Annotated in this window: 22 protein-coding genes; 7 read left to right on the forward strand and 15 right to left on the reverse strand. The window is 46.3% G+C overall.

Annotated features, from left to right (window positions below; translation table 11 throughout):
• Positions 1-460: 460 nt before the first annotated feature.
• Complete coding sequence (gene sppA, locus ACEW9I_RS22260; RefSeq protein WP_373542514.1) at positions 461-2,272, forward strand: signal peptide peptidase SppA; 1,812 nt, start codon at positions 461-463, stop codon at positions 2,270-2,272.
• A gap of 146 nt (positions 2,273-2,418) precedes the next feature.
• Complete coding sequence (locus ACEW9I_RS22265; RefSeq protein WP_373542515.1) at positions 2,419-3,777, forward strand: IS66 family transposase; 1,359 nt, start codon at positions 2,419-2,421, stop codon at positions 3,775-3,777.
• A 15-nt stretch (positions 3,778-3,792) separates the two neighbouring features.
• On the opposite strand, the gene ACEW9I_RS22270 is transcribed toward ACEW9I_RS22265, so the two are convergent.
• The 8 genes from ACEW9I_RS22270 to ACEW9I_RS22305 form a co-directional block, all read right to left on the reverse strand.
• Positions 3,793-4,575, reverse strand: a complete 783-nt coding sequence (locus ACEW9I_RS22270; protein WP_373542516.1) for a discoidin domain-containing protein — start codon at positions 4,573-4,575, stop codon at positions 3,793-3,795.
• Positions 4,576-4,847: 272 nt separating this feature from the next.
• Positions 4,848-5,741 carry an alpha/beta fold hydrolase gene (locus ACEW9I_RS22275; protein WP_373542517.1) on the reverse strand — a complete coding sequence of 298 codons (894 nt, stop codon included), beginning with the start codon at positions 5,739-5,741 and terminating at the stop codon, positions 4,848-4,850.
• A 414-nt stretch (positions 5,742-6,155) separates the two neighbouring features.
• Complete coding sequence (locus ACEW9I_RS22280) at positions 6,156-6,431, reverse strand: hypothetical protein (protein ID WP_373542518.1); 276 nt, start codon at positions 6,429-6,431, stop codon at positions 6,156-6,158.
• Positions 6,432-6,740: 309 nt separating this feature from the next.
• Positions 6,741-7,289 carry a hypothetical protein gene (locus tag ACEW9I_RS22285; RefSeq protein ID WP_373542519.1) on the reverse strand — a complete coding sequence of 183 codons (549 nt, stop codon included), beginning with the start codon at positions 7,287-7,289 and terminating at the stop codon, positions 6,741-6,743.
• A gap of 9 nt (positions 7,290-7,298) precedes the next feature.
• A complete protein-coding gene (locus tag ACEW9I_RS22290) occupies positions 7,299-7,685 on the reverse strand; it encodes a type II toxin-antitoxin system VapC family toxin (protein WP_373542520.1) in 387 nt (128 codons plus the stop codon).
• Positions 7,682-7,936 carry a type II toxin-antitoxin system Phd/YefM family antitoxin gene (locus tag ACEW9I_RS22295; protein WP_373542521.1) on the reverse strand — a complete coding sequence of 85 codons (255 nt, stop codon included), beginning with the start codon at positions 7,934-7,936 and terminating at the stop codon, positions 7,682-7,684. Before ACEW9I_RS22295 ends, ACEW9I_RS22290 begins: the two co-directional genes overlap by 4 nt.
• A gap of 88 nt (positions 7,937-8,024) precedes the next feature.
• Positions 8,025-10,532, reverse strand: coding sequence for an ATP-dependent DNA helicase RecG (gene recG, locus ACEW9I_RS22300; RefSeq protein ID WP_373542522.1), 2,508 nt, complete (start codon positions 10,530-10,532; stop codon positions 8,025-8,027).
• A 44-nt stretch (positions 10,533-10,576) separates the two neighbouring features.
• On the reverse strand, positions 10,577-11,419 hold the full coding sequence (locus ACEW9I_RS22305) for a hypothetical protein (RefSeq protein WP_373542523.1): 843 nt from the start codon (positions 11,417-11,419) through the stop codon (positions 10,577-10,579).
• An 82-nt stretch (positions 11,420-11,501) separates the two neighbouring features.
• Between ACEW9I_RS22305 and ACEW9I_RS22310 the strand changes: the two genes are divergently transcribed.
• The gene (locus tag ACEW9I_RS22310; RefSeq protein WP_373542524.1) at positions 11,502-11,672 is read left to right on the forward strand and encodes a hypothetical protein; all 171 of its coding nucleotides are present in this window, start codon (positions 11,502-11,504) and stop codon (positions 11,670-11,672) included.
• Positions 11,673-11,741: 69 nt separating this feature from the next.
• Entirely contained in the window at positions 11,742-12,806 is a 1,065-nt protein-coding gene (rlmN, locus tag ACEW9I_RS22315) for a 23S rRNA (adenine(2503)-C(2))-methyltransferase RlmN (protein ID WP_373542525.1), read from the forward strand.
• 118 nt (positions 12,807-12,924) lie between these two features.
• Here rlmN and aroH read toward each other — a convergent pair whose 3' ends face one another.
• Together aroH and sppA (ACEW9I_RS22325) are read right to left on the reverse strand one after the other, a co-directional pair.
• Entirely contained in the window at positions 12,925-13,290 is a 366-nt protein-coding gene (gene aroH, locus ACEW9I_RS22320; protein ID WP_373542526.1) for a chorismate mutase, read from the reverse strand.
• Between the two features lie 51 nt (positions 13,291-13,341).
• A complete protein-coding gene (gene sppA / locus ACEW9I_RS22325) occupies positions 13,342-14,163 on the reverse strand; it encodes a signal peptide peptidase SppA (RefSeq protein ID WP_373542527.1) in 822 nt (273 codons plus the stop codon).
• Positions 14,164-14,313: 150 nt separating this feature from the next.
• On the opposite strand from sppA (ACEW9I_RS22325), the gene ACEW9I_RS22330 reads away from it, so the two are divergent.
• Positions 14,314-15,360, forward strand: a complete 1,047-nt coding sequence (locus ACEW9I_RS22330; protein ID WP_373542528.1) for a DMT family transporter — start codon at positions 14,314-14,316, stop codon at positions 15,358-15,360.
• Between the two features lie 61 nt (positions 15,361-15,421).
• On the opposite strand, the gene menH is transcribed toward ACEW9I_RS22330, so the two are convergent.
• Both menH and ACEW9I_RS22340 read right to left on the reverse strand, forming a co-directional pair.
• On the reverse strand, positions 15,422-16,207 hold the full coding sequence (menH, locus tag ACEW9I_RS22335) for a 2-succinyl-6-hydroxy-2,4-cyclohexadiene-1-carboxylate synthase (RefSeq protein WP_373542529.1): 786 nt from the start codon (positions 16,205-16,207) through the stop codon (positions 15,422-15,424).
• Between the two features lie 167 nt (positions 16,208-16,374).
• Complete coding sequence (locus ACEW9I_RS22340) at positions 16,375-17,187, reverse strand: TPM domain-containing protein (protein ID WP_373542530.1); 813 nt, start codon at positions 17,185-17,187, stop codon at positions 16,375-16,377.
• A 366-nt stretch (positions 17,188-17,553) separates the two neighbouring features.
• On the opposite strand from ACEW9I_RS22340, the gene ACEW9I_RS22345 reads away from it, so the two are divergent.
• Complete coding sequence (locus tag ACEW9I_RS22345; RefSeq protein WP_373542531.1) at positions 17,554-18,492, forward strand: aldo/keto reductase; 939 nt, start codon at positions 17,554-17,556, stop codon at positions 18,490-18,492.
• A 232-nt stretch (positions 18,493-18,724) separates the two neighbouring features.
• Here the strand turns inward: ACEW9I_RS22345 and ACEW9I_RS22350 are convergent, their stop codons facing one another.
• On the reverse strand, positions 18,725-19,783 hold the full coding sequence (locus tag ACEW9I_RS22350) for a class I SAM-dependent methyltransferase (protein WP_373542532.1): 1,059 nt from the start codon (positions 19,781-19,783) through the stop codon (positions 18,725-18,727).
• Between the two features lie 234 nt (positions 19,784-20,017).
• Here ACEW9I_RS22350 and ACEW9I_RS22355 point away from each other — a divergent pair, with 234 nt between their 5' ends.
• Positions 20,018-20,515, forward strand: a complete 498-nt coding sequence (locus tag ACEW9I_RS22355) for an HNH endonuclease (protein ID WP_373542533.1) — start codon at positions 20,018-20,020, stop codon at positions 20,513-20,515.
• A 14-nt stretch (positions 20,516-20,529) separates the two neighbouring features.
• Here ACEW9I_RS22355 and ACEW9I_RS22360 read toward each other — a convergent pair whose 3' ends face one another.
• Together ACEW9I_RS22360 and ACEW9I_RS22365 are read right to left on the reverse strand one after the other, a co-directional pair.
• The gene (locus ACEW9I_RS22360; RefSeq protein ID WP_373542534.1) at positions 20,530-21,378 is read right to left on the reverse strand and encodes a metal ABC transporter permease; all 849 of its coding nucleotides are present in this window, start codon (positions 21,376-21,378) and stop codon (positions 20,530-20,532) included.
• A 90-nt stretch (positions 21,379-21,468) separates the two neighbouring features.
• A partial coding sequence (locus ACEW9I_RS22365; protein WP_373542535.1) for a metal ABC transporter ATP-binding protein occupies positions 21,469-21,995 on the reverse strand: 527 nt, incomplete at its 5' end.

The raw sequence follows: 21,995 nt of genomic DNA on the forward strand, positions 1-21,995 counted from the left end.
GGGTCAAGACAGCGCATCAGCGACCGAAATCGCGCTGAGGTCTCCTCGTGCTAAGCGTTTCGGTCAAGACAAGACAGGCGGACTTTGCAGCACTAGCGGCGATTTTAATCGCTGTGCTGTCCTAACTGCCTTGGCGGTTGCAATATGCACAAGTTATTTGAGTGCCATTAGTGGAGCGGTTGAGGAGAAAATTGCTAGCCCCAGGAGTAGCATTTAAGCTACGACTTGGGAATAATTAGAACTAGTCGTTAATATTTTTAGGTGCTGTCAGATTGAGGTCTATAATATGCAGCACCGTCATTTAATTATTATTAAAAAATTGGTTCGCACAGATGATAGAACCGTTACGAGCGGGTCGTCAACCAGCCATTATCTCAAATTTTAGAGCGATCGGTAGCGATCTGCATCTTATTTTTAAATTTCAACTCAATAAATAACCCTCACTTTTGCACACTATTATATGCGTCAATTTTTCAAACAAACCCTCGCGAGTACCGTTGGTAGCCTCTTAGGCTTAACATTATTTTCGGCAGCAGCGATCGCGATCGTTTCAGTCACGGTTGGCGTGATTATTCAAAGTGCTGCCGATAACACTAATACCGTTAAAATTGCTGATAAATCAATTTTGACGATCGATCTCTCACGTTCGATTGTTGATATCAATCCTGGCAAAACTTTTCAAGAAACGCTCGCGGGTGATGCCAATCGCATTACCGAGCTAAAATCTATCCTCAATGCGATCGATACAGCTATTACAGACAAGCGCATTGTCGCAATTTATTTAGATGGCAACAACGCCAAACTTAGCACCACGGGTTTTGCCACCCTCAAAGAAGTACGCGGCGCGCTAGAGCGATTTCGGGCAAGTGGTAAGAAAATTATCGCGTACAATATCGACATGGACAAGCGAGATTATTATCTATCATCAGTCGCCGACCAAATTGTTATCAATCCGATGGGTTCAGTCGATGTTAATGGCTTTCGATCGGAAACAATGTTTTTTAAAAATGCTTTTGATAAATATGGGATCGGCGTCGAAGTCATTCGGGCAGGTAAATACAAATCCTTGGGCGAAGCTCAGTCTCTCACTAAATTTAGCCCTGAAGCGAGACAAGAAACCCAACAACTACTGGATAATCTCTGGGGTGATTTCAAAACATCGATCGGTAAAAGTCGGCAATTGACACCCACAGCCATCCAAAAAATGGCAGACGATCGCGGTATATTTACAGCCGCACAATCAGTTAAAAATAAATTGGTCGATCGCATCGCTTATCCCGATCGAATGTTAACCGAACTTCAAAAAATTAGTGGTGTAGATCCAGCAGACAAGAGTTCTTTTCATAAAATTGCGCTGAATGATTATGCAGAAATAGCTGATAAAACCTCCAAAAATTCCACGCGCAAAATTGCAGTTATCTATGCTCAAGGTGATATTGTCAGTGGTGAAGGTGGAGCCGGACAAATCGGTGGCGATAATCTCGCCCGTCAACTGCGCGAACTCCGCATCGATAAAGATGTCAAAGCTGTAGTCCTCAGAGTCAATAGTCCTGGCGGTAGTGCCTTGGCTTCAGACATCATTCAGCGCGAAGTCAAACTCCTCCAGCAAGCAAAACCCGTTGTGACTTCGATGGGCGATGTCGCTGCATCTGGCGGATATTCGATCGCTACTTTTTCAAATAAGATCTTTGCTCAAGCAAATACGATTACTGGATCGATCGGGGTAATTGGCATCAATTATAATTATCAAAAATTAGCCAATAATAATGGCATCACTTGGGATGTTGTCAAAACATCCAAGTTGGCTGATGGAAATACCGTCGCTCGTCCCCGCACCCCTCAAGAATTGGCAATCTCCCAACAGATTGTCGATGAGATCTATGATGACTTCATCACCAAAGTCGCCGCATCGCGCAAGCTACCCAAGCAGAAAGTCGCCGAAATCGCCCAAGGACGCATCTGGTCGGGTGCTGATGCCAAAAGAGTTGGACTAGTAGACGATCTCGGCGGTCTCAATGACGCGATCGCCGCTGCCGCTCAGATTGCTAAACTAGGCAAAGATTGGGAACTAGAGGAGTATCCAGCGGTAGAAGGCTGGGACGAGAAACTACTCAAACGCTTCGCAGGTTCTCAGGAAGTCCGCGCGCTCCAAAGTCAAGATCCTCTTAGCACCGAACTACTCAAAGTCAAGTCAGAACTCAGCAGCCTCAACAGCCTCAACGATCCCCGTGGTGTCTACGTTCGCTTACCATTCAACCTCAAGATCGATTAGTCTAGTCAACACAAAGCACCAGACAGAAGAGCGACATCATTACTGAAGTCCTCAAACCTGTCTGGTGCTGCGATCTGATTAAATAAATCGTAATTGCTCAACCAGGGGGAGGTTGACAAACACCGGAAAAACGATAGAGTAGCCTTATGGAAGAACTACCCGACATCAAACAACTAGACGCAGAGGCAAAAGATGCCTTGATAGTTGTGCTGTGGGAAGAAGTACAGAAATTAAGGCTAAAACTAATCAAAAAGCCAAAGAAGACATCTAAGAATTCTAGCTTGCCGCCAGCGAAAGGATTTAAAGCACAAGTTAAAAGCAAAGACAAAGCAACTAAGGACAAAAGAGCAGGAAGTATCGGCAGAGAAGGCGGTGGTCGCCCGTTAAGTGAACATCCAAACCAAATCATCACCGCAAAAATCAACAGTTGCCAAGGGTGTGGAACCAACTTGTCATCATCATTGCAACAGTTAATCCAACGCTACGACCGAATAGACATCCCACCAATTCAACCAGTAGTAACCAGAGTAGAAAGATATAGTTGTACTTGCCCCGAATGTGGGCAGCAGCAAATAGCTCCAGTCCCAGTGGAAATGGAGCCAGGTAGTCCGTTTGGACCGAGAATTGCGGCATTAGTGACAACGATGAGGTATGGTCATGGGATTAGCTACAGCAGGATGCAGCAGATGCTGGGAGAAGTGTTTGGCTTAGAGCTATCCGAAGGGGCAATCGCCAATCTGCGATTAAGAGTTAAAGAGCAATTACAATCAGAAGTAGCTGGAATTGTGCAAAGGTTAAGAAGCTCACGGCTGGTATGTAGTGACGAAACTAGCGCACGAGTCAATGGCAAAAACCAGTGGGAATGGGTCTTTCAAAACGACCAAGTGTGTTTGCATGTGGTTCGCCCGTCTCGTGGTGGTGATGTAATTCGGGAGGTGATGGCAGAGCATCGCCCACAAATATGGGTTTCAGACCTTTTCAGTGCCCAGAAGACTCATCCAGCCGAAGATTGGCAAGTATGTTTAGCTCATCAACTCCGAGATTGCCAGTATGGGATTGATGCTGGAGATGAGATCTTCTCACCCCGAATGAAGCGGATTTTGCTCAGCTCCTTTGTCCTGCACCGCCGATGGTCGGAGTTAGCCGCATCGACCCAATATCAATATCGATTGAAACTCAGGCGTGACTTGTCTTTAGCTTTGGCGTTATCCCCGACACAAGCTGATGGTGTTCGGCTGCAAAATCGTTATCGAGACTTGCGAGAACATCTATTTCTGTTTTTAGAAGACTCGACGATTCCACCGACTAATAACAGTAGTGAACAAGCACTGCGCTGGAGTGTAATTTTTCGGAAAGTCACAAATGGTTTCCGCTCTGACTGGGGGCGGGATCTGTTTGCTGCTGTTCGGTCAATTGTTAATACTGGCAAACGACAAGGTTTATCCGCTTTTGAATCGATTCTTACTGCCTTAAACCCCTTGGAATCCTTATTTTCTCTGAGTTGAGCAATTACAATAAATCTACAGTTTGTTAGTAGCTTTTAGTCTCTGCCTGGTGCGGAATGCTACTGTAGCACCGATCAGAGTTCCGACGATCGTGAAAGGTTTAGGGACTGATGTCGCAGAATTATTCACAGAAAAAGCTACTTCTCCAATCGCACAAGCAGGGAAAGTACTAGGATTAGGCTGTGGACAGAGTGATGCTTCAAATCTAACGTATCTTGCACTTGCTGTTGCAAAGGAGAATACCTGCGCTGGGTATTCTTCTGCGGGGTTATCTAATGGTGTTAGACCTAGAGCGAGTGCTGAGAAATTAACATTATCTGTAGAAGATAAGAGATTGAGCCTACCAATACCTGATGACTCCTCATTCCAAAGTGCTAATCGATCGATATTAAGCACACTACCCAAATCATAAGTTACAGTCGCATTTTGAGTACCTGAATTACTAAACCATTCATTACCCGCAAAAATATTTGAGTGAATTGGATTCAGTGCTAAATAAGCATCAAAGTCAGTTACTCCACTAACAAACTTGGTAGACAAACCATTTTGATTGTAAGTATCCGCAAGACTGCCAAAGCCTGGATCGCCACTATTAATGACCCCACTCACAGGACTAAAGATTATCTCTGTGAGATTAGCACTTCGTGTAGTACTTAGCATTGCTGTCGCTGATAAAAAGGTCGCTAAAACCAACCTTGTATTCTTCAGAAGACTACTATAAAGCATAATAATTTGAATATGGCAGACACATGTGAATGCTACAAACACATCAACTTTAATGAAATTTAGATTCAGCACAATGGCTTATCATTTACACAAAATAAACAGTATAAGTATTTATTAAGTAGGTAGGTGCAATTATTTATAAAATAGATTATGCGTAAAACCTAGCTGGTGGGCACTGCCCACCCTACGCGATATCTTATATTTAATTATGCCTATCTACTTAGAACTATGTTGTTTAAGATCGATCGCGTATCTTATTCATCCCCACATCACTACTATTAGTAGAAATCAATATTGGTAATCGCGCTCATCTTAAAAGTTAGTTACCTTCGTCGCGTCGTCCCTCATTCAACCCCTGCCAACCACGCCAAGATCGCTGGATTTACTATTTCAGGATACTCATCATGCGGACAGTGCCCAGCATTTGAAATCGATACTACCTGCACAGGCTTCCCAGCAGCAGCGAGTTCCTGATAGACCTTCGCACCTGTTATCGGTGTCCAAGGATCATTTTCACCCCACAATACTAGCAGTGGCTTGGTAACTCCAGGTAATAACGACTCTGGTGTCGGCCCTGGTGGTGCGGTCAGAATTGAGGCGAAAACTTGCTGTGCGCCCAGATCGCAGGCTGGTTCGTAGATGATGTCGATCAGTTCGTCAGTAACGGCTTCACGGCGCGGATAGACCTGATACAGACTACTACGGATGCGGGATTTCTGGCGGACTCGATCGAACAAAAATTTACCGAAGGCTGGGGAGGCAACAATATTGGTAAAGATCCCCATCACATTTCGCAGTAGGAAGTTCAATTCTTCAGGACGATGATTCAATCCACCCGCACAATTAATCAACACTCCACCCGCACTAATTTCGGGATGATGTGCCACCAACATCAAACTGAGCAACGCCCCGATCGAGTTACCAACAAATACCGTCGGTTGGTTGATATACTCCTGCCAGAAGTCTACTACTAACTCTTCCCACAGTTCCATACTGTAGTCGATCTGCGCTTTGTCAGAGCTACCAAATCCCAACAGATCGATCGCATATACCTGATAGCCACCCTCAGCTAATACAGGAATATTCTTGCGCCAATGATCGATCGACGCACCAAAACCATGAATCAATAATAACGGTTGACCAACGCCAGTAACTGTATATCCGATCTGGTGTCCGCGCCAGTTCCAGCTTAGTTTTGCGGTGCTACGGGTGGGTGTCTGGGATGGAGTTGCGGTCATGAATAATTTAGGAATATGCGGATACTTTCGATCTTAGTGAAAAATTTTGACGAAGGAAAGGTACGGTTTCGCACATCTGGCACTAAGAATCGATCCCACCAATCAGAACCGTTGGCGGAGCCTACCGGAAGTAATCGCTGCATCTCGATCGCGTTTGGAGTTTTCACCCTACAATCCACCGGGCGATCGGTCGGAGTTTGAGACACGATCGCTGTCTCTTCTCTCGTCTCCTTGTACCCCCTCAATCTCTAACACCAATTTAAAAAACGATCCTGACAGATGGATCGATCGACTCCATAGACAGCAAGGTTTTTCCAATCCTGTCTTGTCTTGTCTCGATCGCTCTGGAGGTTCCCTCCAGAGCGCGAGCCGCAAAATCCGTATGTCGGATCTAAATTTGCAATGTGCGATCGATTATTTGACAATAAGATGTATATCCAGTTCTAGAATTGCCGCTACTTCCTGAACACTTAGTCCCTTCTCCAAAAGTTTAGGAGCGATCTCTAGTTTACTCTCTTGCTTAGCTTGCTGATAAAGTTCGGTATGTTTAGATGTATCTAGCCCTAAAGTAGCTGATTCTGCTTCAACTAACTCTGGACAATACTTCTCCAAGTCCTTGGCAAACTGTTCGCGAGTCACGGTTGCAAAATAATTCTCTAAGATTTCCTGTGATTTATTTATATCTAGCATCTGAATGACTCCTTAGATTTCGATTAGATAATATTCTTCGATTAAGTCAGGATTTTTAATTGCTATTTGGGCATGAGCTAAATTAAAAATTGCTGAATCGGGAAAAAGACTCTCACCTTCTACGAATACGGCTCTAATACCTGCTACTGTCTGTTCTCGATCGGATAGTAGTTGACTAGCAAATTTAAAAAAGGCACAATCTAAGCGATGAGCTTTGGAACGAGATGGATTTTGTCTGGGTAACGGTCGATGAGCAGATCTGTACCGATCATTAAATAAATTATAGATGTTTTCAAGTACTGCGATCGTTCATTCTTTGATACTTTCCCACACCTGAGCTTCAATGAAAAGGTCGTACTTCCTGGTTGGATCTGTTTGCCACTCTCGCTCTGGAATACCGAAGCGATCGATAATGTCATGAATCTCACCAAACCTAAATACCTCACCATGATATTCAGAATGATAAAAAGCTTGCTCCGTTTGACTTTTGAGCCAGTAACTTATCATGCTATCTGGATATGTGAAGCTGACTCGATCTGGATTGAAAGCGGATATTGGGATCTGTACTACTTTGCTTTGCCCATCATAACCCTCTTCAATCCATACAGATCGATCGATTACAAAATATTGAGGATATTTAACCAGCGGTTGACCGCCTTTTTTAATGAATTTATCCCTTAACCAACTTTCTGTCAATCTCCTGTTACTGAGATATTCTACTGGGTTGCTAAATCTTCGATATACTGCTTCAGTGCGCGATCGAAAACTAGATATAATCTCTAGAGCTGCTGCATCTGATAATAATGATAAAGTCTGAAATGGTCGATCATTTTGATGGTAGTAATGTGTAAGAATCATTTGCTTTTACTACCAAATCACAGCGACATCATACTGAACAATAAGACGATCGATAGTCAAAATAGGCATCCCTGTTACTTGACTCTGAGCGATAATGATTCTATCGAAAGGATCTCGATGTAGATCTGATAATTTGGCTACTTGGAGAACATGGGGTAATTCGATCTGTAAAACTTCAAATCTATTATCAGTTATTCTAGAATTAAGATAAATATCTGGTTCTTCAGGAATACTTAGTTTACCAGTACCAACTTTAATGATAATTTCCCAAGCCCCAGCCACACTGAAAAATAGTTTATTATCTGGGTTAGCGATAAAAGCTTTAGCCGTTGCGGACAACTGTGGGGCATCCATAACCCACCAGAGAAATGTATGAGTATCTAATAAAGCATTCATAGCTGTGGTTCAGCGGGGTTCAAAAATCCATCTAAAATATCTGATGGTAAAGGATCGTTAAAATCAGCAGACATAATTACACGTCCTTTATCTTGTCCAGGGACGCGAGGTATTTTAACATCAGACATTGGGCTAATTCGAGCGATGACAATACCAGCTTCAGAAATCAATACTTCTTCTCCAGTTTTGATGTATTGAATTAGTTCTAAAAATTGGCTATTTGCTTCTGGAAGGGTAATGTTTATGGTCATTTTTTAAATCTCTCTTGATTTCATACTTAATTGTATCTAGTTAATATGTAGTCCGCAATTGTCGTCGGTGGCTCTAATCCCCAAATATTTAAGTTAGGATACTTCCGCCCATGAGTTTTTGAAAGCGATAATCTAACTCTGCCTTCAAGCGTGGGGATTGGCTCAGATCGTTATCCTGTAAAATCACCTTCTCTGCTGCATCTCGCGCGATCGTCAACACCTCACCATCCTCTGCTAGACTAGCCAGAGCAAAGTCCGCCATCCCCGATTGACGGGTGCCTAGCACCTGCCCAGGGCCGCGCAACTGCATATCCATCTCGGAGATCCAAAATCCATCTTGGGACTGTTCTAGCACCTGTAGACGTTGCTTGGCGTTGCTAGAAGTACTCCCGCTCATCAGCAGACAGTAGGAACGATGTGCGCCCCGCCCGACGCGTCCGCGTAACTGGTGGAGTTGGGATAAGCCGAAGCGTTCGGCGTTTTCAATCAGCATGACGGTGGCGTTGGGGACATCTACGCCGACTTCGATGACAGTGGTGGAGACGATGATTTGGGTGATGTTGTCGCGAAATGCACCGAGTGCGGCATCTTTATCCGCCGAAGTCATCCGCCCGTGGAGTAGCCCGACTTGATATTGAGGGAAGACTTCGGTGGCTAGTCGCTCGTGTTCCTCTGTAGCGGCGCGGAGATCGAGTTTTTCGGATTCGGCGACGAGGGGGAGGACGACGTATACTTGTCGCCCTTGGGCGATTTCGCGATGCATGAGTTCGTAGACTTGGCTGCGCTGGCGACTGTTGACAGCATTGGTTTGGATTGGCTGACGTCCAGCGGGGAGTTCGTCAATCTGGCTCACGTCCAAATCGCCGTGGAGGGTGAGGGCGAGAGTGCGGGGGATGGGCGTGGCTGTCATCGTCAGGACGTGGGGCTGGGAGCCTTTTTGCTGCAATTTGGCGCGCTGGAAGACGCCGAAGCGATGTTGTTCGTCGATGACGACTAAGCCGAGGTTACGGAAGTTGACTTTATCTTGAATTAAAGCATGAGTACCGACGGCGATCGAGAGTTCGCCTGTTTCTAGTTGGCTGTAGATTTGGCGACGTTTGGCGGCTTTGGTTGAGCCTGTGAGCAGTTCGACGGGGAGATGAAGGAGGTTGAACCAGCCGACTAGTTTGCGGTAATGTTGCTCGGCGAGAACTTCTGTCGGAGCCATTAGTGCTGTCTGATAGCCTGACTGAATCGCGGCGAGGATCGCCAGCACGGCAACTACGGTTTTGCCCGAACCGACATCGCCTTGTACCAACCGATTCATCGGTGCTGTTTGTTGGAGATCGGCGAGGATTTCACCGATTACTCGCTGTTGAGCAGTGGTGAGTTGGAATGGTAACATCTCCCTAAACCTGTCGATCAGTACTCCCGTAGGAGTAATGATTGCTTGAGTGTGAGTTTGTCGCAGCAGATGGCGACGTTGTAGGAAACCTAATTGGAGATAGAAAAATTCGTCAAAAATCAATCTCCGTCGTGCGGCTTCTTTGGTATCGCTATCTTCAGGAAAATGGATATTTTGAATCGCTGTGGCTAATACCATCAACCCATATTGTTCGCGGACTACTGTCGGTAAAGGATCGGTTAATTTACTCGCCGCAGGTAGAACTGTGACGACAGCTTCCCGCACGATATCTGCGGAAACGCCCTCAATTAGGGGATAAACAGGCAATACACGTCCGATTTTGAGTGAAGAAATGCTGGCTTCACTATCTGCTAATACTTCGATTTCAGGGTTGTCTAAATTGATGCCATATTTACCTTGTTTGACTAGTCCTGACGCTGCGATCCAACTGCCGATCGGATATTTGCGTTTCAATGATTCTTGCCAGCCGCGATTGCTATAGCGAATCCCTGCATAGAAGCGGCTGATTTTTAGCGATCCGGTTTCATCTTTGATCGTAATTTCTAAAACATTGAGCTTCTTATTTTTAGGACTAGTAAAAAAGTTGATTTTTCTCACTATGCCAACTAAAGTTACCGTCGTTCCTGGCTCCAGTTCGATAATATTTATCTGCTTGGCATAGTCGATATGATCGCGTGGGTAGTAATATAAAACATCCTTGACAGTCAATAATCCCAATCTCGCTAGAATTTCGGCTTTACGAATCCCAATTTTGGGAAGATCGCGGAGATAGCGATCGAGTGTGAGATTAGTATCGTCCTGGATCGGAATTGTTGCTGGTGAAATGTTGGGAATCGATCGCGGTTTGCTCGGTTGAAGCTGTGGACGTGATTCACTAACTGTGGGTGGATTTGCTGGCTGCCGATCGATTTGTTGAGCTGTAACTTGTTCGGCGATGGTGAGAAATTGAGTAGCCTTGGTAATTAATACTTTGCGCTCGACTAATGTGAGGTCGTGATATTTGGCAAATTCAAATGCCAATTCCCGCCAGTGTTGACGATCTTGGGAACTAACATCCGGCGGCGGTTGACCGAAACTCAAACATAAAAATTCACCGAAGCGGTACTGTTGTCCGACTAAATCGGTATAACCATACTGCGCTTCGATGGCTAAAGCTTTGTGAATTCTCAACCAGTCTGGTGCTGCGGACATCTGCTATTTAGTTCGATAATTTAACGCGCCGCTGTGAGGTAAATTTATGGACATTCAAACCAACTATTGCGCCAAGCTGATTCGGCTTCAGCGACTTTTAGTTCTTGTTGTTTTTGGATATATTCACGTCGGAGGCTGTTGATTTTACTTACCAATCGATCGAGATTTTTGCGCGAACTCAATACTGTTACTTCCGAAAACTCCACTTCAGTCAAGCGCAAATACAGGCTATGGATTTGGACGATTTGAGCAGTATCATCTCGGGGCTGGCTTTCCCGAGCATTATCGCCCGCCTGTTGCTGCTCGGAACTCTCTTGTTCGATGAGAACACTCAATAAATTGGGGATATTACCTGTACTTTCGGCTTGACGATCTGCTTCGGGGCTGGCTTCCAAAATCGGTTTGGGAATGACTGGCGGCATCACTTGGGCTTGCTGTAACAGGAGATTGACTTTATAAGATATTTCCTGCAAACTGCGACTTAATTCCAGCTCCAAATTCTTTTGCCAAGTTGATAGCGATTGGGGCGTTGCAAACCAATCAATCGGCACTGCGGGGGTTGAAGTTAATTCTCCGGTAGGAGCGTCTTCATTGCTAGTTGGTGGTGATGGCTCGATGTGAATGACTAGATCGCCAATTACATTCCGAATCACGCGCTGCAAGGTTTTGAGTAATTGCGATCGCTGATTGTAATTTAATTTCAAGAAAGTTTCTGGATAACAAGTCGTACACAAATAATAACAACTTTGAATTGACTGTTGCTTGAGTGTGGGTGCGAAGCTGATAAAATAGCTTTTGTAGGCAGCAGCTAGTTCGGCACCTAGTTGACTGCTCGCTGCGCTCATCTGAGTCAAATCTTGCTCTACTTGTTCGATCGATCTTGCCATATCGGGGGTAAGGATGAGGTGTGAGGTGTGGGGGTTAACAGAACTTTGATTTAAACTTCATCTCTTGAAGAAATGCTTTAGAATGAGTTGTGAGCATGGCACATTCTGCCAGCAGCAGGCTGACGCCAACGCCAATGAAGATCGAGATTTACTCATGGTTTGTGTACTTGTGGATCTGAAAATCCGCGAGTCTAGAGCATTGCTCCGAGCCACTACCCAGACTAATTCGCGCTTGGGCTGTGCCCATCACTAGTACATGATTTCGATCGCTCCAGCCCGCTAAATCAACTCGCTCACATCAGCCATCATAACTCTCACCAACATGTCTGTCACCACTCTAGATCCCACTACTCACAGCACGACGACTCCATTACTCGGCTTGAGTTTAGCAGAACTGACCGCCTGGGTACAGGCGCAAGGTCAACCTGCTTATCGGGGGAAGCAATTATATCAATGGATTTATCAGCAGGGAGCCAAGTCGCTAGCTGATATTACCGTTTTTTCCAAACAGTGGCGGGAAACAGTCAAAGATACCCCGATCGGTCGATCGACGATCCATCATCGGGCGGTCTCCAACGATGGTACGATCAAATACTTACTCCAACTTCAAGATGGGCAAATTATCGAAGCTGTCGGGATTCCGTCATCCGATCGCTTGACTGTATGTGTATCGTCTCAAGTCGGTTGTGCGATGGCTTGTACTTTTTGCGCGACGGGGATGGGTGGTTTCATCCGTCATCTTCATCCTCATGAAATCATCGATCAAGTGCTGACAATCCAGGAAGATTTTCAGGAGCGTGTCAGTCATGTGGTGTTCATGGGCATGGGCGAACCATTGGCTAATTTAACCAGTGTTGTCAAGGCTGTCAACTGTTTCAACCACGATATCGGCATCTCACAGCGATCGATTACAGTTTCGACCGTCGGTATTCCTGGTAAGATCCACGAACTCGCCCAGCACGAACTGCAAGTCACCCTCGCCATCAGTCTCCACGCACCCAACCAAAAGCTCCGTACTAAATTAGTCCCAACAGCGGACAATTATCCGATTGACGATCTGCTGGATGAGTGTCGGGATTATGTCCGTATCACTGGCAGACGGCTAAGTGTAGAATATGTCTTGTTAGCTGGAGTAAATGACGATCCAGATTTGGCGGATGAGTTGGCTAGCAAATTGCGCGGGTTTCAGACTCATGTTAATCTCATTCCGTACAATCCGATCGCGGATGCCGATTTCGATCGACCTACACCCAGAGATATCAAAATGTTTGTGGATGTGTTGGAGCAAAAACACATCGCTGTCAGCGTACGTTATTCCAAAGGCTTGGGCGCAACCGCCGCCTGTGGGCAACTGCGCGCCAATCAGAAAGTAGCAGGTAATAGTTGACAGTTGACAGTTGACAGTTGACAGTTGACAGTGATTTGGGTCGCTGTCGGTTTTAACAGGGCGACATAGAGGATGCGATCGCAAACGAGCGTGGGGGTGGGTAAATCCCCAGCAACAACTAACTTACCAAACTGCGATCGGGACGTAAATTACTCGCACCGCGTAGATAAGGGTGATAAATTTTGGCATCTATGGGTAGATTGGCGTGAATCAGGAACCGGATGCAGCGCGGTAGACTGCCTGCGACGTGCATTTGTTGAACGTCCATCAGAGCCACGTCTCGCCAATTGGGATAGATCCGCCGTGCGATGGCGGCAGGAAATGCCGCATCCAAATCTTGAGTAGCTGTAAAGATGACACTGACAATCCGATCGGGATCGATACGATTGCGATATTCTAGTTCTTGCAATAGTTCAGTGACAGCAATCGAGATCGCCTCTTCTGTATTTTCACTTGCTGTCGTTGCCCCTCGAATTGCCCTCATCTGCCACTCCACGCCTGCGCCCTCCGCAAAATTTCAAGATATTTACCGTCACTAGGGACGATATAACCATAGGGGTTGTCCGTTAGTGCTCAGTTCAAATTGTACCCAATCTGCGGTCGATACTACTGTTTTGAAGCCAGGAATTTGACTTTGTAAGATTCTACCTACCAATGGCTTGCGTTCCTCGATCGTGTGCAGTTTGGCTTTTTGAGGATCGAGATCCGCCAATTCTGCTAGCCACAGCCGCGCATCCTCTTCAGAACCCAGTCGATCGACCACTCCAAATTCTACCGCTTGTTCGCCCGTAAAAATCCGTCCGTCCGCAAAAGTGCGGACAGTTGCGGGATCGAGATGGCGAGATTCTGCCACCGTATTGACAAATTGCTCGTAAGTACTATCGATGAGACTTTGGAGGATTTGTTCCTCTGGAGCGGTCAACTGGCGATCGAACGATAAAATATCTTTATAAGGGCCAGATTTGATGACCTGAAACGAGACACCCACGCGATCGAGTAATTTCTCTAAATTGTTACCGCGCAGAATTACCCCGATACTGCCTGTGAGGGTGCCTGGGTTTGCCATGATATGCGGCGCACCCATGCCGATATAGACCCCCCCTGAAGCCGAAATATTGCCATAACTAGCAACGATTTTGACCTTGGATTGGAGCCGTTGCAATGCCTGATAAATCTCATACGAATCACCCACCGTGCCGCCAGGGCTATCGATCCGCAGCAGTAAAGCTGGATATTTACGTTCTTCGACCACTCGCAATGCCTTGAGTACTGATTTTCGCGTACTACTACCGATCGCACCTGCAATCTCGATCCGCGCAATTTGTTTAGTAGCTTTCTGATTAAACGGCCAAAACATAGATCTTCAATGTAGACAAAAGGAAACTGGGTGACGGAGATTAATGATACTTCCTTTACCCCTAAAGCCTAAAGCCTAATACCTAAAGCCTGACTAGCAGAGTCTATAAAGAAAATATACAATTTGTTAAGAGCCGAAATTTAAGTATTCATGCAGCCAAAACAGTCCTCACTCTCATTTAGCTTAACACCGATCCTATTGGTCGCGCCCTTTTTCCTATGGGGGACGGCGATGGTGGCAATGAAAGGAGTGATGCCACACACTACTCCGCTGTTCATGGCAGGAATCCGACTGATACCTGCGGGTATTTTGGTGTTGATCGTAGCAGCGGCGATCGGTCGTCAGCAACCGCAAGGGTGGCAAGCATGGGCGTGGATCTCACTGTTTGCGCTGGTAGATGGTACATTATTTCAGGGCTTCTTGGCGGCGGGATTGGTGCGGACTACGGCGGGATTGGGTTCAGTGATGATTGACTCGCAACCGCTGGCTGTGGCGGTACTTTCAGCGTGGTTATTCAAGGAGCAGATTGGCGCGATCGGTATCTGTGGGCTAGTATTGGGTGTGTTGGGAATTAGTTGTATTGGTTTACCAGTTGAATTTCTCGGTCAAATTGCGACACATTCATTGACTGGACAATTCGATCTCGCTGCGCTGCTCGATCGTGGTGAATGGTTGATGCTGTTGGCTGCCCTTTCGATGGCGGTAGGAACGATCCTGATTCCGTTTATCACCAAATATGTCGATCCCGTCATAGCGACGGGCTGGCACATGATTATTGGGGGCATACCATTGGCGATTGGCTCATTTTATTTGGAGTCCAACCAATGGACGGCACTTGCGACTAATGATTGGCTAGCAGTAGCTTACTCTACTATCTTTGGGAGCGCGATCGCTTATGGTTTATTTTTCTACTTTGCCGCACAAGGCAATCTCACTAGTCTCAGTTCGCTCACTTTTTTGACTCCGGTATTTGCACTGTTGTTCGGCAATTTATTTTTGGGCGAGACGCTTGACTTACTCCAGTGGTGCGGTGTTTGTTTGACATTGGTAAGTATTTTGTTGATCAATCAGCGCGATTATATCTGGAGTTTATTAACTGGAGTACCACAATTAGATCCTAGTTTGGAATCTGCCGAGCTGAGTCAGTCCGTTGCAAGTACCACTCAGACAATTCAAGCATATACTTCCGAAGAATAAGCTGCGATCGATAGAATGTCTACGATTAAAATCATGAGGAGTGGTTTCAACCACTTTGAGTTTAGGTAGCAATTTGGTTCAAATAATCGCTCCAAGTCTGGGGATTTTGAAAATGGACGTTATGACTGCAACTTGGAACAATTTTTAAATTAGTGTGCGGACATCGTTGATGTAGCTCTCGATTGATTGACACGAATTTGCGATCGAGTTTGCCGACAATCAATAAGATCGATCGCGTAGATATTTTCAACCTCTCACCCAAATAAGGCTGCATTCCCAGCCCAGCAAATTTCAAAGATTTAGCTAAGTTAAGCGGCTGATTAGTTGCGATCCGGCGGTGAATTAGGTTGGGGAAATGGGGATGTTTGTCGATACCGACAAATATCGATTGTTGATACCAATCTCTTACAAAATCTGAGAAATTATCGGTAGCCAATCGATCGCTAATTTGACGATCGCTCTTGACTCGTGCTTGTCGCTCTACGTCAGTAGCCAAGCCAGGAGATGTTGATTCTAGCATGACTCGATCGCACCTGTCTGGAAACTCTAGAGCAAGATACAATGCCAATCTCCCCCCAAAAGAATAACCCGCGATCGAGCAGCAATCTATTGTAAGACTATCTAATAACTGTATAATACCGATCGCCGTGTTGACAAAACCATATCCATATTCATCAATGACTTCAGTTTTACCATGCCCAGGCAGATCGATCGCGATGCAGTCAAATTGCGATTTTAATCGATCGATTATTTCAGTATAGTCGGCACTACTTCCCATCCAGCCATGTAACAGTAATAGCGGGGGCAAAGTGCGATCGCCTGTGCGGGTAAAGTGCCATTGATACATACTTGCTTTAGATCGATAAATTAGAGCTTAAATGGTGAATGGTGAATGGTGAATGGTGTGCTCGATCAAATTATCGATCTCGATTGTCCCTTTGATATACTCAAGAAGGTAGGGGCAATTGAATTGCCCCTACCTTTTTTTACGCCATCTCAATCATGTTCCCAAATTTACAGCTCTTCCGATGGGTTGGACTGTCCGAGGACGGGGGTGAGATATGCCACCAATACCCCGATGATAAATCCAGCACAATTGCGAAGCAATGGTACCCACTCAGCGGTACGCGTAACTACAGGTGCAACTCCAAACGCGAAGAATAAGATCCCCCATAGTGGCGAGAAAATTAACGCCCACTGCCAAGCAAAGCCGCCATTGGGCTTGCGATACTGCCCTGCAAATCCACAAATCACCCCGCCGATAATCGAGCTGGTGAGTGTCAGTATCCACTGCTCTTCAGGTAGTCCAGGTACCACGCTACAACCACCGCGTACTAAGCAGGTTTTGACTGCCGCTAGGGAGTCGATCACGGCGTTGTCCTCGCCGTTTTCGCGCACATAGTACAAGTTACCAAATCGAGTTTGTAACTCGATCCAGAAGGTTCTAGGCATCAGCTTGTAGACATCATCGCCGACTCTAAAGTTGAGGGTATTCCCACCGCGAGAGTCAGAGACAACGAGGACACTTTTTTCATCTAGTCCCCAATACTTGCGGACTGCACGTCCGGGGGTGCGGTCGTATTGAGTCAAGACTCGCAGCTTCCAGCCAGTATCAGCTTCAAATGTGTTGATATCTTTGACGAGGTTCTCTTCTTGGATGGCGGTGAAGGTTTTGGCAAGATCGATGACGGGAGTCTGCACTGTGGGCAAGAGTTCGGGATTGTCAAAGGCTTGAGCAGCGGGAGCGATCGACCATACCGAGAGACTCAAGACGATGGCCAGTGCAGATCCGATGAGGCGGCGTAATATCATTGTTGATGAAGGCATTTTCTAGTAAAGTCAGTTAGATCGTTGGCACAGCCTTGACCTGGGAAAATTTGGTGAGAATTAGCATCGACATTCACCGTTGCCGATCTAGAGGCTGGGTAATACCGGAGCGAATGGTCTGGAGCGGACGCTGGTAGCAAGCGAACTACAACTATCTTTAGTGGCTAAAATCGATCTATTATTAATTTACTTTACAATACTTTACGATGAAATGTCACGCCTTGAGCGCGATCGATTATTTGTTCGCACCAAATTCATCCGGCTAAAGTGAACATGCATGTAAGTCCAAAAGTCAAGCTAATATGACATTTTTGTTACCGATGTTTTAGTTAGAATTAAAGAATATTCTTCCTGATGACCCTACCTATGGCAACTACTACACTTGGAAATACTGGCATTGAGGTGACACCAATCGGCTTTGGCACTTGGGCTTGGGGTGATTCGATCTTCTGGGGCTATGGCAAAGATTATGGTGAGATGGATTTGCGATTGGCGTTTCAAGCAGCGATCGATCGCGGTATTACTTTTCTAGATACCGCTGAGGTGTATGGATTGGGCAAGTCAGAGGAACTAATCGGGAAATTCATCAAAGAAACTGGTGCGACTACCCAAATTGCCACTAAGTATATGCCGCTGCCGTGGCGGTTTCGGGCCGAAGATGTCACCGACGCACTCACCGCTAGTCTCAAGCGGCTCAAACTACCAGCGATCGATCTGTATCAAGTTCACTTCCCATTTCCATCATTTCTCAGTCAAGCAGGCTTGATGAATGCGCTGGCTGATGAAGTCGAGCAAGGGCGCATCAAGGCGGTAGGCGTGAGCAACTACAATGCCGAACAACTCCGCGAGGCGCATCGACTCTTGGCGCGGCGTGGGGTACCTTTGGCTGTCAATCAGATGCGGTATTCGCTCATCACCCGTGAGATCGAAACCAATGGGGTGCTAGCCACCGCGCGGGAATTGGGGGTGACGATTTTGGCTTACAGTCCCCTAGCACAAGGATTATTGACTGGGAAATACACGATGATGAATCCCCCCACAGGTGCGCGGAGTTTTGACAAGCGGTTTCAGACTAGTGGGTTGATTAAGCTCCAGCCTGTCTTGGATAAGCTGACTCAACTGGGCGAGCAGTACTCCAAAACTCCCGCCCAAGTCGCGCTCAATTGGCTGATGTGTCAGCCAGGAGTGATTCCGATCCCTGGGATCAAAACTGCTGCTCAGGTGGATCAAAATGCTGGCGCACTCGGCTGGGAGCTATCCGCAGCCGATGCGATCGAGTTACGTCAGCAAGCGTTGATGGTGTAACAGTTGATAGTTGACAGTTGACAGTTGACAGCGAAGTTGTCAGAGTCGGGACTAAATCCCCACTCTGACGTTGATGTAGGGTGTGTTAGGCAGCAGCCGCAACCCACCAATGTTCGCGCTCAGGAATCTAATTAGGATCGTTATCGATCGCGATTGCCGAGCCAAGGAAAAATAACATACCAAACTGTAGAGTGTGCGCTCGCGCCAGCGCGAGCGTACAGATCGGGAATGGCTACACTATCGGTTTATGAGCAACTAGGTACTTGCTCATAAAGTGAACCTCAGGAGGCAATACTTGGGCAAATCCAGCTTGGTAAAGTCGATCGACCAGATCGTCAGTCATATAGCTACGATAGTAAGGCTCGTGGAAGGTCTCATGGAACATATTCATCATCGCCTCTAGCTCAGGTGAATCAGCCACCTGAATCGAGTCGCAAATGATGAATGAGCCACCAGGTTTGAGCACTCGATAGCATTCCGCGATCGCCTGTTGGCGCACCGCAGGTGGTAATTCATGGAACAAGAACACACAGGTGACAGCGTGGAAATAGTTGTCTACATACGGCAACTCTTCGATATTGCCCTGCATCAACTGCACTAGCTCTCCTGGCATGTCAGCGAGTTGCTCGTTGGCTTTGCGGAGGTATGCTCCTGAGAGATCTACCCCAAACAATGACGCTTGAGGCAACATCGCCCGAACACCTCGAAGAGTGCGGGCAGTGCCGCAAGCCGCATCCAAGATCCGGATCTGCTTGGCAGGGACATCGCTAAATGCTGTCAAGCTGGCTTTGAGGGGACGCAAGATCCGGCGACGCATGGCGTCAGCACTACCGCCGAACAGGATTTCCACCTGGAGATCGTAGAGATTGGCAGAGAGATCGCTGAGATAGCCACCAGTCTGATGGTGGAAGTTCTGAACGTAGTAGCTGGGATAGCCCTCTGTTTCGATATCTTTAAAATCTTGATATTTTTTGGCATCAGCACGTTGCCAAATACTCGGCAGATCGACAACCATCGATGGATATTGGCGTAAGTAGTCTACCCACGGCTCATCAAAGAGCAAACTGGTAGGATAGACACCATTTTCGGCATCTTGCCAGTCTACTGCCTGGAGATCGTTAACGCGCTGCTGAAGCTTGGTAATCAATGCTGGCGGTACCGGAATCATCGGCAGATCGTTGGGCTTGAGTGCTTTACGAGCCTGGATGCTAAGAGTTTTGTGGGCGAAGCTCAGGTAGCTCTTGCCTTGTTGGAGCGTTTGGTAAGTTAGCTTGGTGAGGGTATCAGCCATAACGGCAAAATCTTTCTTTACAGCAGTATTATTAATAAATCTAACGAATCTTTAAGCATTTGTAAATTAAATGCCCTCGGTTCTAATCAAAAGTCAGCTCAAAACTTGGGTAGCTCGAATGCGCTATCTGGGTAAATCAGCACACCATTCACCATCCACCAATCCTCAACATTCAACATTCGATCGGGTTTGTGTTAACATCAAATGAAATAGGTCTCAAATCCTAAACTCAACATGAGCAAAGTGCTGGTGTTAAATGCTTCCTACGAGCCGCTCAACATTACTGGTTGGCGACGTGCAGTCATCTTGATGCTCAAGGGCAAAGCAGAACAAGTCGAACACAATGGCAAGTATTTACATCGAGATTTTCCGCTGCCAACGGTGATTCGGCTGCGGCACTATGTGACAGTGCCGTATCGTGAAATTCCCCTCACCCGCCGCAATGTTCTCAACCGCGATAACCACACCTGTCAATACTGCGGTCATAAGGGTGACGGTCTGACGCTGGATCATGTGATCCCGCGTTCGCGTGGCGGCCCAGATAGCTGGGAAAATTTGATTACGGCATGTATGCGCTGCAATGTCAAAAAGGGTAGCCGTACCCCCAAGGAAGCCAATCTACAGCTCTACACTCAGCCACGCCGACCTTATAGCAGTCTGCACTATGAAGCTGCCACTCAGATCGATAATGGTTCTCATGCGGAATGGCGGAAATATATTATTGGGATTTAGCTAAAATATCGCAACTACCTAGAAGTAGCACGATATCGCTGAGTTAAAATGCCTTGGGAGGGACTAAATAATAATGCCAGGATAAATAAACCCGAAGATACAATGACAATTGCTGGGCCGGATGGGACGTTTTTGAGATAAAAACTCAGATATACTCCGCTCAAGCTAGCGAACGCACCAATAATTGCACCCACAATCATCATTTGATGTAACTCTTTTACTAGTAGATATGCTGTTAAAGCTGGGCCAACTAGTAGCGAAATCACTAAGATCACGCCGACAGCCTGCATACTAGCAATCACAGTGAGCGTAATTGCTGACATAAATCCGAGATGAATAACTTTAACTGGCAAGCCCATCGCTTCAGCTCCAGTTCGATCGAATGTATAAAATAATAACTCTTTATAAAATAACCAAACTACTACCAAAATTGCCACAGTTACACTGGCTGTGCGATAGATATCAGCGATCGTCGTTCCCAGAATATCACCGAATAGAAAACTATCCAAATCGATATTGTTCTTGAGCATAGAAATTAAGATAATTCCCACAGAAAAGAAGCTAGAAAAGGTTAAAGCCATCGCGGCATCTACCTTTACCCTGGATTGCGATCGAATCCAGGAAATAGTCCCCGCACCCAAGATACCAGAGATAAATGCCCCGATCGCAATATCTATGCCCAAGAAAAAAGATAGTGACAATCCTGGCAAGACAGCATGAGCGATCACATCGCCATATAATGCCATCCGTTGCACGATTAGATAAGTACCTACTACCGGACACAAGATGCCGACGAGAATCCCAATGGCGATCGCATTTCGCATGAATTCATATTTCCAAGGATCGAGCAACAAATCTAGCATAATGCTGAAAGTGGATGGTGGATGATGAATTGATGAATAGTGAATGGTGGATAGTGAAATAAAGACTTGATGCAAAACTCGTCCATCTAACTAACAGAATAAATCGGCCCCACGATCTCGATCGCAATGCTGATGTAATGACACACCATAAGCTTGTTGAAGATTGGTGGGAGTCATTACTTGTTGTGGCGAACCATCAGCAATTAGACGATGATTGAGCAGTAAAATTCGATCGAGTCGATCTAGAGATCGTCCCCATTCATGAGTGCTAACTAGCAAGATTTTACCCGCCGTTCGCAATTCGTCAAAAACTGTTAGCAACACGGCTTCCGTTTTTTTATCGACTCCGGTAAATGGTTCGTCAAATAAGAATAAATCTGCTTGTTGAGCCAGCGCGCGGGCTAAAAATACGCGCTGTTGTTGCCCACCAGAAAGTTCGCCAATTTTGCGATCTTTGAGATCCAACATCCCGACTCGATCGAGTGCTGCATTGACAATTGCCTTCGCTGCGGCACCTGGACGCCGGAACCAGCCTAGTTGGCGGGTACGCGCCATCATCACCACATTCTGGGCAGTAATCGGATAATCCCAATCCACCTGCGATCTCTGGGGCACAT

The organism is Chamaesiphon sp., from assembly GCF_041738855.1.
Classification (GTDB): domain Bacteria; phylum Cyanobacteriota; class Cyanobacteriia; order Cyanobacteriales; family Chamaesiphonaceae; genus Chamaesiphon.

Bases quoted from the DNA above. Each gene is read 5' to 3' on its own strand.
- ACEW9I_RS22350 (WP_373542532.1), bottom strand. From the start codon at position 19,783: ATGGCTGATACCCTCACCAAGCTAACTTACCAAACGCTCCAACAAGGC.
- ACEW9I_RS22340 (WP_373542530.1), bottom strand. From the start codon at position 17,187: ATGCCTTCATCAACAATGATATTACGCCGCCTCATCGGATCTGCACTG.
- recG (WP_373542522.1), bottom strand. From the start codon at position 10,532: ATGTCCGCAGCACCAGACTGGTTGAGAATTCACAAAGCTTTAGCCATC.
- ACEW9I_RS22360 (WP_373542534.1), bottom strand. From the start codon at position 21,378: ATGCTAGATTTGTTGCTCGATCCTTGGAAATATGAATTCATGCGAAAT.
- ACEW9I_RS22280 (WP_373542518.1), bottom strand. From the start codon at position 6,431: ATGCTAGATATAAATAAATCACAGGAAATCTTAGAGAATTATTTTGCA.
- ACEW9I_RS22275 (WP_373542517.1), bottom strand. From the start codon at position 5,741: ATGACCGCAACTCCATCCCAGACACCCACCCGTAGCACCGCAAAACTA.
- sppA (WP_373542514.1), top strand. From the start codon at position 461: ATGCGTCAATTTTTCAAACAAACCCTCGCGAGTACCGTTGGTAGCCTC.
- sppA (WP_373542527.1), bottom strand. From the start codon at position 14,163: ATGTTTTGGCCGTTTAATCAGAAAGCTACTAAACAAATTGCGCGGATC.
- ACEW9I_RS22305 (WP_373542523.1), bottom strand. From the start codon at position 11,419: ATGGCAAGATCGATCGAACAAGTAGAGCAAGATTTGACTCAGATGAGC.
- ACEW9I_RS22345 (WP_373542531.1), top strand. From the start codon at position 17,554: ATGGCAACTACTACACTTGGAAATACTGGCATTGAGGTGACACCAATC.
- ACEW9I_RS22330 (WP_373542528.1), top strand. From the start codon at position 14,314: ATGCAGCCAAAACAGTCCTCACTCTCATTTAGCTTAACACCGATCCTA.
- ACEW9I_RS22295 (WP_373542521.1), bottom strand. From the start codon at position 7,936: ATGACCATAAACATTACCCTTCCAGAAGCAAATAGCCAATTTTTAGAA.
- aroH (WP_373542526.1), bottom strand. From the start codon at position 13,290: ATGAGGGCAATTCGAGGGGCAACGACAGCAAGTGAAAATACAGAAGAG.
- menH (WP_373542529.1), bottom strand. From the start codon at position 16,207: ATGTATCAATGGCACTTTACCCGCACAGGCGATCGCACTTTGCCCCCG.
- ACEW9I_RS22355 (WP_373542533.1), top strand. From the start codon at position 20,018: ATGAGCAAAGTGCTGGTGTTAAATGCTTCCTACGAGCCGCTCAACATT.
- ACEW9I_RS22285 (WP_373542519.1), bottom strand. From the start codon at position 7,289: ATGATTCTTACACATTACTACCATCAAAATGATCGACCATTTCAGACT.
- ACEW9I_RS22290 (WP_373542520.1), bottom strand. From the start codon at position 7,685: ATGAATGCTTTATTAGATACTCATACATTTCTCTGGTGGGTTATGGAT.
- rlmN (WP_373542525.1), top strand. From the start codon at position 11,742: ATGTCTGTCACCACTCTAGATCCCACTACTCACAGCACGACGACTCCA.
- ACEW9I_RS22310 (WP_373542524.1), top strand. From the start codon at position 11,502: ATGAGTTGTGAGCATGGCACATTCTGCCAGCAGCAGGCTGACGCCAAC.
- ACEW9I_RS22265 (WP_373542515.1), top strand. From the start codon at position 2,419: ATGGAAGAACTACCCGACATCAAACAACTAGACGCAGAGGCAAAAGAT.